The 17210-nt window shown below is 45.5% G+C and carries 14 protein-coding genes; 6 read left to right on the top strand and 8 right to left on the bottom strand.

Translation table 11 applies throughout. From position 1 onward, the window contains the following. On the top strand, positions 1–241 hold a 241-nt coding region (locus JWH17_RS12440), incomplete at its 5' end, for a hypothetical protein (RefSeq protein WP_205222950.1). Here JWH17_RS12440 and JWH17_RS12435 read toward each other — a convergent pair. Both JWH17_RS12435 and nrfD read right to left on the bottom strand, forming a co-directional pair. Beyond that, on the bottom strand, positions 231–674 hold the full coding sequence (locus tag JWH17_RS12435; RefSeq protein WP_205222949.1) for a MerR family transcriptional regulator: 444 nt from the start codon (positions 672–674) through the stop codon (positions 231–233). The genes JWH17_RS12440 and JWH17_RS12435 overlap by 11 nt on opposite strands. A 72-nt stretch (positions 675–746) precedes the next feature. Continuing rightward, positions 747–1940, bottom strand: coding sequence for an NrfD/PsrC family molybdoenzyme membrane anchor subunit (gene nrfD / locus JWH17_RS12430; protein WP_205222948.1), 1194 nt, complete (start codon positions 1938–1940; stop codon positions 747–749). Between the two features lie 1064 nt (positions 1941–3004). On the opposite strand from nrfD, the gene ftsH reads away from it, so the two are divergent. Both ftsH and JWH17_RS12420 read left to right on the top strand, forming a co-directional pair. After that, a complete protein-coding gene (ftsH, locus tag JWH17_RS12425) occupies positions 3005–4798 on the top strand; it encodes an ATP-dependent zinc metalloprotease FtsH (RefSeq protein WP_205222947.1) in 1794 nt (597 codons plus the stop codon). Further along, positions 4791–6221, top strand: coding sequence for a multiheme c-type cytochrome (locus JWH17_RS12420; protein WP_205222946.1), 1431 nt, complete (start codon positions 4791–4793; stop codon positions 6219–6221). Before ftsH ends, JWH17_RS12420 begins: the two co-directional genes overlap by 8 nt. On the opposite strand, the gene JWH17_RS12415 is transcribed toward JWH17_RS12420, so the two are convergent. Beyond that, entirely contained in the window at positions 6174–6677 is a 504-nt protein-coding gene (locus JWH17_RS12415) for a thermonuclease family protein (RefSeq protein ID WP_205222945.1), read from the bottom strand. The genes JWH17_RS12420 and JWH17_RS12415 overlap by 48 nt on opposite strands. A gap of 339 nt (positions 6678–7016) precedes the next feature. On the opposite strand from JWH17_RS12415, the gene JWH17_RS12410 reads away from it, so the two are divergent. Together JWH17_RS12410 and JWH17_RS12405 are read left to right on the top strand one after the other, a co-directional pair. After that, positions 7017–7499, top strand: coding sequence for a cyclic nucleotide-binding domain-containing protein (locus JWH17_RS12410; protein ID WP_205222944.1), 483 nt, complete (start codon positions 7017–7019; stop codon positions 7497–7499). Between the two features lie 5 nt (positions 7500–7504). Then, positions 7505–8578: a sigma-54 interaction domain-containing protein gene (locus JWH17_RS12405; RefSeq protein ID WP_205222943.1), complete on the top strand. Its 1074-nt coding sequence runs from the start codon at positions 7505–7507 to the stop codon at positions 8576–8578. A 6-nt stretch (positions 8579–8584) separates the two neighbouring features. Here the strand turns inward: JWH17_RS12405 and JWH17_RS12400 are convergent, their stop codons facing one another. The 5 genes from JWH17_RS12400 to JWH17_RS24365 form a co-directional block, all read right to left on the bottom strand. After that, positions 8585–10408, bottom strand: coding sequence for a hypothetical protein (locus JWH17_RS12400; RefSeq protein ID WP_205222942.1), 1824 nt, complete (start codon positions 10406–10408; stop codon positions 8585–8587). Positions 10409–10634: 226 nt separating this feature from the next. Continuing rightward, positions 10635–11099, bottom strand: coding sequence for a chemotaxis protein CheX (locus JWH17_RS12395; RefSeq protein ID WP_205222941.1), 465 nt, complete (start codon positions 11097–11099; stop codon positions 10635–10637). 186 nt (positions 11100–11285) lie between these two features. Beyond that, positions 11286–11753, bottom strand: coding sequence for a chemotaxis protein CheX (locus tag JWH17_RS12390; RefSeq protein WP_332468412.1), 468 nt, complete (start codon positions 11751–11753; stop codon positions 11286–11288). 233 nt (positions 11754–11986) lie between these two features. Then, positions 11987–12358, bottom strand: coding sequence for a response regulator (locus JWH17_RS12385; RefSeq protein WP_205222939.1), 372 nt, complete (start codon positions 12356–12358; stop codon positions 11987–11989). A gap of 275 nt (positions 12359–12633) precedes the next feature. Next, positions 12634–14430 carry an ATP-binding protein gene (locus tag JWH17_RS24365; RefSeq protein ID WP_205222938.1) on the bottom strand — a complete coding sequence of 599 codons (1797 nt, stop codon included), beginning with the start codon at positions 14428–14430 and terminating at the stop codon, positions 12634–12636. 334 nt (positions 14431–14764) lie between these two features. On the opposite strand from JWH17_RS24365, the gene JWH17_RS12375 reads away from it, so the two are divergent. After that, entirely contained in the window at positions 14765–17200 is a 2436-nt protein-coding gene (locus JWH17_RS12375) for a tetratricopeptide repeat protein (protein ID WP_205222937.1), read from the top strand. Positions 17201–17210 lie beyond the last annotated feature (10 nt).

The raw sequence follows: 17210 nt of genomic DNA, 5'->3' as shown, positions 1-17210 counted from the left end.
CCGAAAACGATGGCCGGAATCGAATGGAATCCCTGGCCGGAATCAATTGGAATGGGTGGCCGGAATGAAATGGAATCACCGGCCGGAATCCCCTGGAATCAGTGGCCGGATTGCTCTGGAATACTCAGATAGCATCACCAACCGCCTTTTGCCTGAGCGGAGTAAGCCGACAAGGCACTATCCATTTGATATTCTCCAGAATAATCGCCTCTCTGCCGGCCCCACAGGTTTTAGCCAATAGACTGGTGCTTTTTTTTTTGGGCTGCTGTCTTTCTTTTTTCGACATCTTTTGCCTTGGCGACCTTGCGAGCTGCGACGTCACCCACTCTATGCGGGCTTCTTGGAACAGAACGGTCCACCTTAGCGCCGCAACACTCATGAACATCTGCCGGGCAATCTGCAATTTCCCAGCAAGGCACAAATTCAAGTAATTTTTTAAGCCCTGGAATACTGATTCCCTCTTCATGAATAAACCGGCGAATACAGTTGATCCACTGAATGTCATCAGCCGAGAACATACGCCTATTTCCAAGATGGGTAGGCTTGATCAGCCCTTCCTTTTCATAAATACGCAAGGTCCTGGGATGTACATTCAGCAATTTGGCAGCAACCCCGATCGGATAGACGGCAACATCCGGGCGCACAGCCTGTATTTCAGTTTTTTTTCTTGCCATTATTTCCCTTACCTCCTCTTACTGGCTGTTAAAAGAAAGGTACGCACAGGCACCTTTCTTTTCGGCGGTACATCAGTGATCTTCCGAGAGATGGCCTCGAAACATTCGCTCACCCAGCATAAACAGCACGGCACAGAAGGTGAAACCAGACAGAGTAATAACCCACTCATGCAGTGTTGGAGTGTACGGCAACAGGTGTGGCATATCCACGATATTCATCTCATGAAATCCCGGAACCACTTGGCCCACAATAACCAAATCGTACCGCATGAAAAAGATACCGATAATACTGGATGCCGATCCGATAGCTAACGCTGTGACATTGCGAGCCTTGACCGCTAAGATGATAACAAACGGAATAACCAGCCCCATGGCCACCTCACCGATCCAAAAATTCTTGGCGTACGGTCCGCTGATGAGTGACATAATGGCTTCATACTTTCCTGGCGGATGCCCGGAAATACCAGTTATAAATTTCCAGGTGGTAAAGAACATAATAACCACATAGAGCAAGGCTCCTAGCTTAGCAACTGCAAAAAGAGAATTCTCAAGCTCGCTGCTCATCTTCCAGCCGTTTATTTTATAACCAAGCCAATGGAAAAAAATGACCGTTGCACAACCAGACATCATAGCTGAAGTAATGAAGTAAATCGGCATATAAGGTCCATGCCAGAATTCACGCCCGTTCAAGAGACCAAAAACCGCCCCAAGGTTAGAGTGAGCTGCAACACCGGCAATAACGCCTAACAAGCCTAACGTACCAGCTATTTTATGCTTATTGGCCTGCAGTAAGGCAAATTCAGCCAGCATAAAAAAAAGATATGCACCATAAAGGGTACCCATCCACCAGATACTTGAAGTTAAGTTCGGTGAAATAATATTGTAGACAGCCATCCGCCAAGGGTTTTCAATTTCAAAGGCGATGACCAAAAAACCAGAAATAATGGTGGCGATAGCGAGAAAAACAGATCGTTTTGCTATCGGCTGAAAAGCCTTAAAACCAAAGACATGGCCTATGGACGAGACAAGACAAAGACCTGTAGAAGTAACAACAAAAAATACATAGGCGGCCAATAACAACCCCCACGGCACCTCTCTGGTGACGCCATAGGCGTGTTCATGCCCGATAAACATTGCATGCACACCAAAAGCGACCCCTACCAGCGTAAAGAGACCAAATATGGCAATTACACCGTTGTAAACACTTGATTCGTTTCCAGCAAGACCGCCTTCCTGAGGCAGTACTGCGGCAATAATTTTTTCCATGCTTATAAACCCTCCAAACTTGTTTGCACGATTAGATTCATTCAAAGCTGGTAGCGATACCTCTACCGCAACAAGCTTACCAGCGGTTACGGCATATCGCTTTCTTCTCTGAGAGACTGCAGGACAGGCTTAACCTTGACATCAAACAGAGTATGGAGAGCTGAACCACCTAACCAGACAACGAGAAAAATAATTGCTTCCATTAACTCCTCCCTAAATAATACACGTAATAGAGCTGGACTTTATTGGCGGATAAAATCCCAACCCAAATCTACTTTTCCCCCTCCTTGAGTTTACGGTCATCGTGGAAAAAATAACTTTCCAGGCAACCTGTTTCTCTGAAAAAATTCTCTCTGACAATTACTGTTACTCATATAGTCACAAAAGAAAAGTGTCAAGCGAAAATCATCACTATTGATAAGTTTTATGTAAATAGAAGGAGCATAATGCGTCTAAAATTTACACCTCTCAAAAACAGGAAATTACAAATTCGCTTTTTGCACCAGCAAAACATTGCTTATTTACAACATTTTAGGCACAACAGGCAACATTTTAGCAGAGCAAACAAAAATTAACGAAATAGATCAAAACAATCCTTCTCTGAAAATAAAAGACTCATTATGATTCTTTACTTTTTCTCCCTTCACTTCAAGCAACCACATAAAGCCTTTTTTAAAATAATAATATATAATATTATCAATTAATTATATTAAAAATAAGATATATCCCTAAAAACCTTTATTCTGGAACACATTGTGCTTGTTTAATGTACAGCTACTCGAATTTAACCAGATACGAGAAAGCATGTTCCCTCCTGAGTGGCGGCTCAGGAGGGATTTTTTTTCCCACCCTCCCCTCCTCCTTTACCTTTTTTCCGTTTTGTGTTAGCTCATTTTGCAGCGGGTTTTTCCGCACCCAGGCACTGACAGCTACAGTAGACTACCAGCTTGTCACAGTATACCAATGTACTTCGGTAATATTATGACCCACATCCGCTTCAGTATGCGCCTGGCAGCTTTTAGCCTCCATCTAATGTTCATAATTTTTGCTATTCGGAGATCTCAGTGCGACATTTTTACAAAAATCTGTCTATATGGCTTGTCATTGCCCTGGCCGCGCTTTTTTTGTTCAACTACTTCAGCAAGCAACCCGACATCTACCACACTGTCCCATACAATGTTTTTCTGCAAAAAGCTGAAAAGGGGTTACTCCCTGAAGTCACCGTTACAGAAGACATAATTACCTGGGAGACCCCTGATGGTAATAAATTTAAAAGCATCGCTCCCCCTGCTAACGATGCAACCAGCAAACTTATTGCAGGCAAGGTAACCATCCACGTTAAGAAAGAAGCAAAACCACACTGGTTTTTCCAAACTTTTCTCAATTGGGTGCCGTTCCTGCTCATCATCCTCATTTGGTTTTTTTATATGCGTAAAGGAGGAGGACAACCAGGCGGAAAAGCCATGGCATTTGGTAAAAGTCGCGCAAAACTTGTTGACCCTGAACACTCCAAAGTCACCTTGGATGATGTTGCCGGTATCGAAGAAGCAAAAGAAGAGGTGAAGGAAGTTGTCGATTTCCTCAAGAATCCGACAATTTTCACTGATGCTGGAGCACATATCCCAACAGGAGTACTTCTCTACGGCGAACCAGGTACAGGTAAAACTCTCTTAGCAAAAGCCATTGCAGGCGAAGCCGGAGTCCCATTCTTTTCCATAAGCGGGTCAAATTTTGTTGAAATGTATGTCGGCATCGGCGCTTCAAGAGTTCGTGATCTTTTCACAGAAGGAAAGAAAAAAGCCCCCTGCATTATTTTCATCGACGAGATAGACGCTGTTGGTCGCCATCGCAGTGCCAGTGGAGGCGGAGGCAATGACGAAAGAGAACAAACCCTGAATCAGCTGCTAGTGGAAATGGACGGCTTCGAAGCCAATGATCACGTCATCGTCATTGCTGCCACCAACCGCCAGGACATTCTTGACCCTGCCTTGTTACGGCCGGGCCGATTTGATCGTCAGGTAATGGTTCCGCTTCCCGACGTTGGAGGTCGCGAAAAAATACTGAAAGTACACGCCCAGCGAACCACTGTGGCAGAAGATGTGGACTGGAAGGTTGTGGCCAAGGCAACTCCCGGATTTTCAGGGGCGCAGCTAGCCAATATGATCAACGAGGCGGCACTGCTCATGACTCGGCAGCAAGGGCACCAGATCACCATGGATATTCTAGAATCAGCCAAGGATAAAGTGCTGATGGGAGCCGAGCGACGCAGCCTTATAATTACGGACCGCGAAAAAAAAATCACTGCCCACCACGAAGCCGGCCACGCCCTGGTCGCCTGGATGCTTCCAGGCACAGACCCTGTACACAAGGTGACCATTATTCCCCGCGGACGGGCACTTGGCGTGACCATGCAACTCCCCGACGAAGAGCGCAATTCCCAGGACCGTACCTACCTTTTCAATACACTATGTATTCTTTTGGGAGGCCGCGTGGCAGAAGAAATCGTTTTTGATGAAATTACCACTGGTGCCGGAAACGATATTGAACGGGTCTCTGACATTGCTCGTAAAATGGTGTGTGATTGGGGCATGAGTTCAGCTGTCGGCCCTTTAACCTTTAAACCAACCGACCCACTCAATGGCCAACCCGGACAAATTATGAGTGAAAAGACCGCTAATCTTATTGACAGTGAAGTGAACGCCCTTGTTCAAAATGCATATGCAACCAGCAAGAAAATCCTCCTTGAAAACAGATCTCTTCTTGAGGATATTACAAACGCCCTCCTCGAACGTGAAACAATCTCTCACCAGGAAATACAAACACTGGTTGCTCAAAATTCAGGAAATAAAGATGAATAAAGTACTGCCCATCTCTTTACTAGCCGCCACCCTTTATATTCACAACATAGCTGCCGTCAACGCCGCACCTCAGGAGCATGCACTCCTCAACGGCCCGTTTTCAAAGGTAAGTGACGTTGCCGCCCAATGTTTGACGTGCCACCCCCAACAAGGTGAAGACATCCTTCGCTCAAGCCATTGGACATGGAAGCGGCAACGAATGATGAATGGCAGCAAAACCCTTTTCAGCAAAAAAAACGGGTTAACCACCTTTACAATTGCTGCCGGAGCCAACCCATCACAATGTCTTACCTGTCACATAAGCACCAACCTACTGGACGAACGCTTTGATCCTACAGCAGCCGTCAATATTGACTGCTTGGTTTGTCATGACAAAACAGGCGCCTACGAACGTGCTGAAGGAGCACCCAAAAAGGACTTAAACCTTGTTTATATAGCCAGGAGTGTAGGTAAACCTTCGTCGGAAAACTGTTTTTCCTGCCACGGAACGGGCACAGAATTAGCTGGGCGGAAAATCCATAACGGAATCGATAAGGACATTCACCTGCAAAATGATGGCGCAGGGCTCACTTGCCAGAATTGCCATCCTTCAGGTGACCGACACGCCTTTACCCGAGAAATCACTTCCGCGCCCGGACTTCGCCAGACCAAAGCCTGCGCAGTCTGCCACACCGACTCTCCACACCATCAGCAACAACTCAACGACCACGCCGAGCTCATTAGCTGCAAGACGTGCCACATTCCGCAATATGCGACAGAAAATCCGGCAATTATAAGCTGGAACTGGCTTGCTCCTCAAACTCCATCCATTCATCAAAATATAGAAACGGACGCTCCTGCTCTGGTCAAAAAATTCGGCATTATTCAGGCGCAGTATATCCAACCGGTCTATTTTTGGGATAACGGCAACGATTCAATCTATACCCGCGGCGCAAAAACAGAAAAGTACGAAACAACCCCTCTGCAAAAACCTTCGGTCCGTACGGCACAGTCTAAAATTGTCCCGTTTTCAGTTTCGCTGGGCACACAAATGATTGATGGTAAATACCGTTACCTTATAGCCCCCACCCTTGCAGATGACGGCACTCTTGGAATGCGCAATAACAGCCTTGATGATGCGGCACAGGAGGGTATGCAGAAGCTCCGCCTGCCATTTAGCGGAGATGCGGATTTTACCTCCACGGTCACCTACCGCCGGCTAAACCATGGAGTAGTGCCGGCTGAGCAGGCACTTGACTGTATGGATTGCCATGGGAAAAAGGGCAGAATACAGTGGCCTGCTCTCGGGTATGCCATGGACCCATGGCTCGACCGTGAAGCTCCAGCCAAAATAAAGGTGCCCCAGGTACAACCAGAAGAGACTGCCCCCATCACCTTACCGCCAATACGGGAAACGATACTCCCTGTGGAACCGCAGGGGTGAGCCTTCTCTCTTAGACTGTCGCCATTTCCAGGGAGGCAAAGGATCTTTATCCTTCCACAGGCCTCGCTTTGCTTTCCTGGCTTTTTTTTCGTCTTTTTCCATCGGGTTGCAGATTTTTTGATCGCGACAATATTGAGGGTAAACCCAGGCCAGTCCGTTTTTGACAAGCTCACGATTAATCAAGCGGCCTTCACTTTTTACTAAGGCAACTATCCGCCCATAGCTATCGGTATCTTTTTGCTCTATGGAGACTGTTTTTTTATAGGCCCGAGCTTTGGTAAATCTTTTTGCCTGATCCCCATAGCGCTGTCCATATTCAGGCGAATCAATCCCATAAAGGCGTACTTCGTAAACTTTCCCTCCTTTTTTCACCCGAAGAGAATCGCCGTCAAGCACCTTAAAAACATAACCGTGCCAGCACCACCCACACCGAGGCGAAATTATCGTGATTGTCATTACAATCGCCAACAGAAAAAAATTCCTTTTCGTTGCCATGTTTAAATAACCCCTCTCTCCATGAGCACAAACGATATCATGTCATAACGGTTGAAAAGTTTAATTCCATTATTACAACGCACTTGAGCAGCGCAGCTCTTACCTGCGCGGAGTACCTCAGCATGTCTCTGCTTACCTCTTGCCGCTCTCCTTTGTCAATAAAATGACACTTTTTATTGTTGCAGCTTGTCATTCTACTCATTCCTATGGTATTCTTGAAAATGTATAGAATTCCTCTTAACACTAGTAAATGGCTCGACTACAACTTTACATCAAATACAGAGCAGGACCACCGACTATATGGCCGAGCATAACCTAACGAATAATGAGGAAAAAACCCGAGATCTCATTCTCAGCCTCCCGCTGTTTGATGCTTTTAAAATGGATGAGCTCGATATAATTTCGAGGCACATGAACTACACGGAAATACTCCGCGGTGACTACCTCTTTTCCGAAGGAGACAAAGGTGACTATATGTGTTTTGTTGTCAGAGGGTTGCTGGATGTGCTGAAAAAAACATCAAACGGTGATTATCGGGTTATCGCCAGGCTTGGTAAAGGCAATACCATTGGCGAGATGGCTATTATCGACAAATCACCTCGTTCTGCCAGTGTTATAGCCAGACAACCAACAGTTGTCATTATCTTGACAAAAAAAGGTTTTGATATTCTCACCCAAAAGTACCCCGTACTTGGAGTCACCCTGTTGAAAAAAATCATGCGACTGCTGAGCCTTAATATGCGCCGTACAACCAGTAAACTTGCAGACAAAATGCCCCTCTAACAGCCATGGCTAAAAATCATTTTTATGGTATCATCGGGAGAAGCAGCTGCATGCAGGAGCTCTTCAAACTGATAGCCATGTTAGCCGAGGACGACCTGAGTACTGTTCTCATCCAAGGGGAATCAGGAACAGGCAAAGAATTGGTTGCCAAAGCTATCCACAAGCACAGCCCGAGAAAAGATAACAATTTTGTCCCTGTCAATTGCGCTGCCATTCCCGAAGATTTACTCGAAAGTGAGTTATTCGGATACACCAAAGGCGCATTCACGGGTGCGACCGGTACCAAAGTAGGGAGAATAGAATATGCCAATGGAGGGTCGCTCTTTCTCGACGAAATAGGCGATATGAAACCTGTTTTACAGGCAAAGCTTCTTCGAGTTCTCCAAGAAAGGGAGTTTGAACCGGTTGGTGGTTTAAAACCAATTCCTGTTGACGTTCGCGTAATAGCCGCCACCCACCGAAACCTAGAAGAACTGGTCAATGAAGGCAAGTTTCGGGAAGACCTCTATTACCGTCTCAGCGTCATTCCAGTTGCAATCCCGCCACTCAGAGAAAGAAGGGAAGACATACCGGTACTGATTGAACATTTCATCAAAAACTACGCAAAAACCAGAAAAAAAAGCGTACTAGGCTTTGATCTGGCGGCCATGCAGACGTTATCCAACCTGGCCTGGCGGGGAAATGTACGGGAACTGGAAAACTTGGTCCAGCATATGACCATCCTTCACAGCGGCAGCAATGTCAGCCACAGTGATCTTCCCGAAAAATACAGAAACGGTAGTAATGATGTAACGCAACAGACGGTGCAGGCACAAAATGGCAATGCAGCGTATTCAGAGACACCAGGACCTGAACAGTTGCCGCTTTTTTCCACTTCCCCACAGATGATGCCCGAAGAGAACTGGCCGGAGGAAGGGATAGACTTTAACGCGCTGGTCAATGACTTTGAGACCCAGCTTATAGTGCAGGCGTTAAAGATGACCGAAGGGAACAAAAAGGAAGCGGCTCGTATCCTCAACCTTAAAAGAACAACCCTGCTTGAAAAAATTAAAAAGAAAGAACTGAAGACAGAGCCCTGAAAGAACTCAGGCGGCGATTTTACTCAGATTCATTTCTACTTTTTCCCTGATATCTTCCAGGGCAGAAGGAGTAATTAAAATATCATCTGCTCCATACTTTACGGCTTTGATCACCAAAGTCCTTGTCCAAGCCGGTCCAGCGGCAATGAGCGGGAGCGGACGACCTGCACTGCTGATCTTAATGGCAACTCCAAACCCCTGTTCACTGATTTCTTTCATAATAAGAAACACCAGCCGCACAGAGCCTGTTAGATTGTCATTCACCGAACTTTTAAAATGAAGCGTTTTGTATGTATAGCCCAACTGCTGCAGGGCTTCGCCTACGTTGGTACTCTCGGCATCGTTATCACTGAAAATTAATATATCAACGGCATCAGCCGTACTGCCACCTTCGGGATGAACACCTGCCTGTTCTAAATTTTGCGGCCCTGCTTTTCCTTGAGTCCGTTCGTGCTCAGCTACCTCGGCAGCAGCACCATCTTGGCCGGCCGGAGAAACATTATCCGTACCATCAGGTGAGGATTCTTTTGCAGCTAACGCCTCCAACTCCAGCACGGACGCAGGAAAGGCAACATGTAGGAGTCCCAGGTCCTGACCTTCAAACTCCATCCCCCCCGAGGCGAGGTAATACATCTGGTTGGGCAGCGTTTCATCACTTTCCGAATCGACCTTAATCGGGATTACGATTTCTGCAGCGGTCTTGACAAAACCGATTTTCTTTTTGTGCTGCTCTTCAAAAACAGCGGTGAAGACCCCGGCAATGATGTTGGTAATTTCTTCGTATGCATCCTGGGCATCTTCTCCCAGCTCTTCGTTTGCGGCAGTCTCCTTGAGTTCGCTTTCCGGAAGCATGATAAGGCTGCCGCCAAGGTATGCGGCAGCAGAAACTTTAGCAAACATAAAGGCTTCCCCCGAGCCTTCACCTCTGACATCCATACGGGCCATCATCTGCTTTCCACCAAGTTGATCCAGTAGATCTTCTTTAGTGAAAAGGTTCTCCTCAGGCTTACCAACAGTAAGCTTATTACCGATAAGTGCGCCTACTTCTTCCCCGATTTTATCGAAACACTCCTTCAGTAATCTACTGATATTTTTCTGTCGTTTAACAGCTTCTTTTCTTGCTTTGACAGGATCTGCAGCGATATGCTCTCCTGACGCAGCAGATATTTGCTCCTGAGGGCTGTCGGGGGCACGCCTTTGTTGGGGAGTAGTTTCAGGTGCCTCAGCTCTACTCTCTTTTACAGCAGCAGAAGCATTTTCCTCTATTAACCCAAGTGAAACAGCAGGAAAAACGAGATACAGCTGTCCCATTTTCGTATTATCCATCTCCATGGGAATGGAGCATGAATAATAGTGACCGTCTGGAAAAGGCTGATCTGATGCAATGTCCACCTTAACGGGCTGAATAACCTCCTGTTCTGTTCGGACTACCCTTAGATTCTTAGGATACTGCTCATCAAGAGTTGAAGTAATGGAACCACATATAATATTGGCGATTTCACCGTAAGAATCCTCTAACTCCTCGGTGTAATTTTCATCGGCAATAACACTTTGCAACTCGGCATCGGGCAACATGATAAGTGAACCACCGATTCGGATTGCATCCTTCAGCGAGACAAGGATGGCACCGGTTCCCTCCACGTCACCTTGGAGTTGCATATGGGCAAGTACAGTCTTGCCGGAAGGCTCCTCAAAAAACTCTTCTTTTGTTTTCACATCTGCCTGCACATCGCCAAGCCGGAGATTTTTCCCCAATAATGCTGAGACTTCTTCCTGCATTTTCTCACGGCAGGATATCATTATTTTATCTATGCGTTCTCTGGCTTTCATGAATACGACAGTACCGGTTTTACAACCTTGAGTAAAAAATTACCTGCAACAAACAGGCTGGAGGAAAATTATAAAAATAGTGCAACTGAAAAACAAAAGTGTGCGCACGTCATCATTTACTGGACGACAGGTACAACACGCCGACTTTTATTTATTTCGACGGATCATTGCTGATAATTTACAAAAAACGAGCAATCATTGGTAAATAAATACGATTGACGAGTCGTCACGACAGCATATAGCGCATTTCAACATAAAAAGTGCCCCCATCCACAGTAAAAGGGATCACCAAGCTCGAACCGCGAGCCGGTCCACCGATACGAAGGGATTTGCCACAGACGGTTGAGGGTACTGCCAACTGGATATCCTTGTTATTGCCGGTAAGGCCGGTTTTGACCCCTCCAGCTATCATATTGGCAATCTCACCAATGGCATCCTTGACATCATCGGTTATTTCATCAAACTCCATACCAAGCATGGCTCCGGTTATACCGGTTGCCACATCAAGGGGACAGTGCACTCCAATTAACCCCCTGATATCTCCACCAAATCCGATACAACTGGCGATATCAGCATCCATGTCAATGTCACTGCCCATGTGTCTTTTTCCAGGCTGCAACTCCATAAAGACCATGGTTTCAAAAATTTCCGTGGTCGACTCGATTATATATTTCTCTAAATCAGGCTCCAATCTCTCCCCTATGGCAAAAGTTAAACGCAATCGTAACTACATACATAGAGTTTGTAACGCTATGATTTCACTTACTTGTGAAGTGTACCTGCTCTCTGGTGCGCTATATTTGAACAGGCACGGTTTGCCCAAAGAGTATAACCATACTAGACACCGTGCTCGCCCGAAGAGGTAAGCAACCATTGATTATTTTTCCAGTTCTGCTTCAACATAAAATACTCCTGCAGGAACTTTAAAAGCAAGGAGTAGCTGTTCTCCCACATCTCTGGAATTAAAAACATATTCTTCACCACCAATGGTAGAAGGAAGTGAAAGTTGAATATCTTTTCCTTTATCAGAAAGTATCGCCTTTAAGTCGCCTCCCAGCATATTGGCAATCTCACCGACTGCATCATGTACATCTTCGTTAACCTCTTCAACTTCAAGCCCGAGGAAGCTGCCTGTAACCGCCATAGCTATATCGTTGGTAAAATGTACAGCCAAAACCCCCTTAAAGGAGCCAGCCAGGCCTATCAGGCCTGTTATTGAATTTTTAAACTGCCCTATAGGTTCAGCAGGAGGGTCGATGGCTTCAATCTCCATCATTACCATTCCTGTAAAAATTTCGTTTGTCGATTCAACAATTTTATCTGCTACTTCACCGGAAAACAACACCAATAATCCTCCTGTTTATTCAACCAAAGCCAGAGCAGGCTCATTTTCTCCTCTGCAAAAAGCAAAAGCTTGTTGTAACTATTCAGCAGCACTCCAACTCTCCACGATCTGTCCGCCAGCATACCGATGTATAGCTAATCGGTATGCTGATGAATATTGGGCGCACTGTTGAACAGTTACAGTTCGGTGTAGATTGTCAGTTTTTAGATCTTCACTGAATAGTTACAGCTTGTTTAAACTAGAGGTCCGAGAACTTCGCTTACCTTGTCAGGTGTAAAAGGTTTTTTCAAGGCTCCGGCGGCTCCTAAGCTCTTAGCCTCTCCGATAATATCTTCACCTGTTTCAGTGGAAATCATAAACACGGGGATATCTTTTATGGCGTCACGATTGGCTTTTTCTCTTAAAAACTCAATCCCGTTCATGTTAGGCATGTTGATGTCGCTAAGTACAATATCAACACTTTCTTTTTCCAGCATCTCCAGAGCTTCCAACCCGTCGCCGGCCTCGAATATCTCACCGAAGTCAAGTCCGGCTTGACGCAAAGAACGAGAGATAATTTTTCGCATGGTGCTTGAGTCATCTACAAGTAATATATTTTTGGCCATCTTTTTTTCTCCACAAAAAGTACATAATAATAAATCCAGCCGAGCTTCCTGCAGCTGGGTAAATAAAATCAATTTAAATATCCTCTTATCATATCAAGTCGAAATCAAGGAAATCAAGTTTTCTTCACAACCTCACTGGAAATATTGTTTTTTCCTTCTTTAACCTGCACTTGGCAAAACGTATTTATTTATATATTGTGCCGAAAATCGGCTTATGACGGAACAACATTTCATAATCACATAAAAAAAGTGCCATAAGGTCTGCAGGCCTGCTTTTAATGCTGATGTGGTATGTGCAGGGTAACCCGGGTTCCTTTACCCGGTAAAGAGAGTATATCTACTTTTCCCTGCAATCTTTCCAGTGCTTGCTGGACAATCTCCAGCCCCAACTCTCCCTCGGAACTTCCGACGGTCTGCTTTTTCGTGCTGAGCTTCTCTTGTATCACAAGTTTTGCTATATCACGATTGCTTACAAGATGTTTCTTTTCAGCCGACAGCAAACTTCTCCGGGCGGCAATTTCAGTAAGCTGACCAATGTCAAACCCACAACCATCATCCTCTACACTCACCCACAATTCATCGGCTTTTTGCAAAAAAAGCAACCTCAGGTTGCCCTTTGCCTTCTTGGCCTGCTCCTCTCTCTCGCTTGCAAATTCCAGCCCGTGCTCAATGCTGTTTGTCAGCAATTCGACCAATGGTTCGTAAAGAGCAGTAATGACATCACCATCCACCTCACCACCTGCACCTTTCACAGAAAAAAATACTTTCTTGTTGGTCTTGATGGCAAGATCATGCACCACTCTTTTGAGTCTGGGCACTATTATATTTGCAGAAACACGTTGTATCGTACGGCACAACTTCTCCAATTCAACCAGTGGCTCAGATTTTATCTCTCCACTACGATACTCTATCGCCAATGTGCGCACCAATTCACATATTTTGTTTATGGTGCTCCTTTCAACAGTGAGCTCTGCAGGCAACAAATCTGCCCATTCTCCCCTTACTCTTTTTCTTTGTTCGCCGGCTAGCTGCTCATTGAGCTTAGCCGTTTTTTCACGTTGCTGGTGCTGTACGTCTAGAATGTGATGAATGTCAATTTCGGAAATTTCACCCATTTCGACCAGCACCTCACCCAAGCGAGGAGGAGCTTGAGATTCCGTGACTTTCTGTTTTTCCAGTGCTTCATCGATTGTATGAGAAGCAACCAATCCAGCCTGAACCAACAATTCACCTATGGGGCGGCGAATCAACCCCTGCAGAGCGAGCAGATGTTTGTCGGCATTCGGGACAACGGCCTCTCCTGAAACAAGAAAACGATCCGTTGTCTCACGTAGCGTGTCTATGATACGAATAAATACTTGTTCCGGATAAGGTCCCTGGAAAAAATCTCCGTCAACAAAGCGAAGCAAAGTTGCCTCCATGGCCCGGCAAATGCTTTCCAAGTCTTCGAGGTCAAACATTGTGTAATTATTTTTCAGAAGACCTATAATTTTGCAGAGGTCAGTTACTCGCTCGGTATCAATGGCTACATAATCCCAGAGAACAAACTCTTGCTCAGCGGTTTCCAGTAGGCCACGCGTTTCTTCCACAAAAGTTTCCAGCAATCCCTGCTGTGGTGATGGAGTGGAACCTGACGGGGTGAACTTTATCGAATTATGTCCCACACCGGTAGCTTGCATCACAGCAGCGGAAAGTTTTTTTGTTTCGCCGGACAACCGCGCATCGCTCTTATCCTTCCACATTATACCTACACTCTGTTTCAGAAAATTAACCCCCTCGACAAGGAGTTTAGTCAATGATGGTTGAAGGATGAGCCTCTCTGAGCGCACCAGATCGAGCATATACTCATACGTTTGGGCCAGAGAAACGATGTTATTTAAATGAAGAAAACTGCCGGTCCCTTTTATTGAGTGATACAGACGATAGCTGCCATGAATAACCTTTTCTTCAATCTCTCGTCGTTCGGAATCTTCTCCAAATGCCAGCAAAAATGGTTCTACCTCGCTGGCCATTGCATATATTTCCTGTAAAAACTGCTTAAACACACCGTAATCTTCTTCCTGAATTTTCACGCTTTTAACACCTGTTATTCATTTGATTATCCGGCCTCTGGGCTCACGCTTAAACACTCTCAGACCAAAACCCTCATTTCCGGGCGGACTATCTAAAAAACTGTTTCCTCTTGACGTTACCTTAAAAAAAACAAAAGTCAAAAAAATGCCACTCTTTGACTCGCTTCTCTTTTGTTACCCTTAAAAGAATACATCGATACAGCATGGCGGTAAAAAAAGCCACAGGAGTAAAAGTTAGTGAAGCTAGTCGGTAAAATAAAAAGACTCTTTTTCCTACTAAAAATAATGGAATGTTTATTGCTTGAAACCTTCTAAAATCAACTGACTTATTTTTATGCGATATTTATTCATTCTCTTTTCCATCCTTGTCACATGTCTACCTGCAACCTTCCCGTTGAATGCAGAGGCTTCATCACGGCTGAAAGCAATAAACAGAACTGACGAAACCTCGAGCCTGCAACTCTATCTCCGCTTTACGGAGTTGCCTCAATACGAGGTGAATCAGCGTCAAAAACGGGTTGACCTGCTTCTTAAAAATACAACCCTTGATGTTGACATAGAACTACCTGGTAGCGACGACAGGATCATCAGAATACTCAACCAACAACAAAAGGAAGACACACTCGTTTCTGTCTTTTTCCGGTATCCTCCGCAAAAAATTACTGAGAAAAAACGAGATGATCCGGCCTCGCTCATGCTCGACATCCTGCTTGGCAACCAATTCACGTCTCTGTACCCTGATCTGTCCACCCAATTTAAAGGGCTTACCCTGCTCACTAGAGAAACCATAGATTACACCAACCCCATATACCTTTCTCCCTATGCCGACAAATGGCGTTCTTTTTTCAATGATTACGAAACTCCGTTGACTATTGACCTCCCTACGACCTATACGCTGCCTCCTTTCCCACTCACCAGCATACTCTCCAAAAGGTCATCCCAAACTCAATGGCTGACAACACCGATTCTGGAAAATGCATCAGCAGGTGAATGGCGCCTGGTTAACCAACAGGTCCAAGAGCTGCTTGAAAATGAGACAGACGAAAATCGTCGAGACCTGCTGTTGTTAACCTATGCAGAATCTCTGGTGCGTTCCGATCAATACAAAGAAGCCTACCCGCTGCTGCAAAAAATCATTTCTCGCTATCCCGACACGCAGACCGCTGCTGTTGCTGATTTTCTTTTTGCTTACCTTCGCAACAAACATGAAGCAGACTTCCTTGGATATCAAGAGGTAAGCGAAGCCATTAGAGGCATTGGGTCGTCGACTCCCTTTAATGATTTTTTCAGCATTCTGTCGGCAGAAATAGCACTGAAAAACGGTAACATTAATCAAGCCAGGCAAAACTTGACCCGCGATGATATAGGTTTTAGTGAAACTGCAAATGCAATCCGTCTTATGCGCCTGGCAGACACCTATTATCTGGAAGATAAAAAAATAAAAGCCTTGGTCGCCTACCTCCAGTTACAAGATTTTCAACCTGTGATTGATCGATACCCTGAATCTTTAGCAATGTTTAGCGACGTTCTCTATACCTTTAAACGATACAAACAGGCAGAAGCATCCTACGAAACCCTTGCTGAAATATTAAACGATCAGCGCCAATACGATCTTGTTTTGTTTCGCATTGCCATGAGCAACATGCATGATGGGGCTCCGCGACGACAGACGGAACAAAAGCTTTCTCAAGTAATGGAAGCGTTTACCCGGACTGAAGGCACTTTCAGGGCCGAGATGAAACAGGCCGACATTGATTATCTCGCCGGCGACCTCACCCCTGAGAAGGCATTGGACATCTATTCCCAGCTGGCGATCGCAGCAAACACTATTGCCCTGCGCGAAGAAGCCACGTTCAAGCAGACCCTTGTCCATTTACTCAGCGGCGACCCGGAATCAGCACTGCAAAAAGCAAGACTGTTGTTGCGCGAATTTCAATCAGGAGCACTGCGGGATGAAGCCAGGGCACTTATTATCCAGCAACTACCAGATATGACAGCAAGGCTTGTTCAAGAAAAACGATATGTTGAAGCACTGGTGCTTGCCCAGCAAAACAGAAGACTTTTTACTCGCGGCTGGATCCCCAACACCATGCTCTACAATCTCGCAACCGCCTATAGTAACCTCGGTTTTTTTGATCGGTCAGCCCGTACCTATCAGTATTTGTTTGAAACTACCACCGGTGATGAACAGGAAAAAATATACCTGCCGCTCATTCAATCACTTTTTCAGGATGGGCAATACACTATCATCGAAGATTATGCAGACCGGTTCAGCTTCAGATATCCTGAAAGCTCTCTTGCCCCGGAAATTTTTTATCTCCGCCTTAAAGCTTTACTCATGAATGGTGATATGGATAAAGCTGCATCCCTTCTTAGAAATCCAGACAGGCCGCTCTCAAATGAGATTGATCAACTAGCCCTGAGTATCTACTACGATCTGGAACAATGGGAGAATATTATACAACACTTCGAGACCGTTAGTATTACCCAAGGCAATGGTGATACTACGCAGAAAATCATGATGCTTGCGGAATCTTATTTCCAAACTGATCAGTCGATAAAGGCGGAACCGCTGTTTGAACAGATAATAGAAAAAGAGACCGGCAATGACCAGGCCTGGTTCCGACTTGCCCAGATTGCCCAGGGGAACAACAACATCCAACAAGCACTTAACAGGTTCAAGCAAGTAGCCGAAAAAGGAGTAGACCCTTTGTGGAAAAAGCTTGCCGGTGAAGAAATTGCAATCCTCCAACTGCAACAAACCAAATAAGCCCAGGGAG

Origin of the sequence: Desulfogranum marinum (assembly GCF_016918565.1) — a bacterium.
GTDB classification, from domain to species: Bacteria; Desulfobacterota; Desulfobulbia; order Desulfobulbales; family Desulfobulbaceae; genus Desulfogranum; species Desulfogranum marinum.
Note: the sequence above shows the minus strand (reverse complement) of the source record. Positions and strands in the feature narration are given on the sequence as shown.

What these genes read in the sequence shown, in the direction of transcription:
- JWH17_RS12435 (WP_205222949.1), bottom strand. Translation starts at nt 674, where the DNA reads ATGGCAAGAAAAAAAACTGAAATACAGGCTGTGCGCCCGGATGTTGCC.
- nrfD (WP_205222948.1), bottom strand. Translation starts at nt 1,940, where the DNA reads ATGGAAAAAATTATTGCCGCAGTACTGCCTCAGGAAGGCGGTCTTGCT.
- JWH17_RS12420 (WP_205222946.1), top strand. Translation starts at nt 4,791, where the DNA reads ATGAATAAAGTACTGCCCATCTCTTTACTAGCCGCCACCCTTTATATT.
- JWH17_RS12415 (WP_205222945.1), bottom strand. Translation starts at nt 6,677, where the DNA reads ATGACAATCACGATAATTTCGCCTCGGTGTGGGTGGTGCTGGCACGGT.
- JWH17_RS12410 (WP_205222944.1), top strand. Translation starts at nt 7,017, where the DNA reads ATGGCCGAGCATAACCTAACGAATAATGAGGAAAAAACCCGAGATCTC.
- JWH17_RS12405 (WP_205222943.1), top strand. Translation starts at nt 7,505, where the DNA reads ATGGCTAAAAATCATTTTTATGGTATCATCGGGAGAAGCAGCTGCATG.
- JWH17_RS12400 (WP_205222942.1), bottom strand. Translation starts at nt 10,408, where the DNA reads ATGAAAGCCAGAGAACGCATAGATAAAATAATGATATCCTGCCGTGAG.
- JWH17_RS12385 (WP_205222939.1), bottom strand. Translation starts at nt 12,358, where the DNA reads ATGGCCAAAAATATATTACTTGTAGATGACTCAAGCACCATGCGAAAA.
- JWH17_RS12375 (WP_205222937.1), top strand. Translation starts at nt 14,765, where the DNA reads ATGCGATATTTATTCATTCTCTTTTCCATCCTTGTCACATGTCTACCT.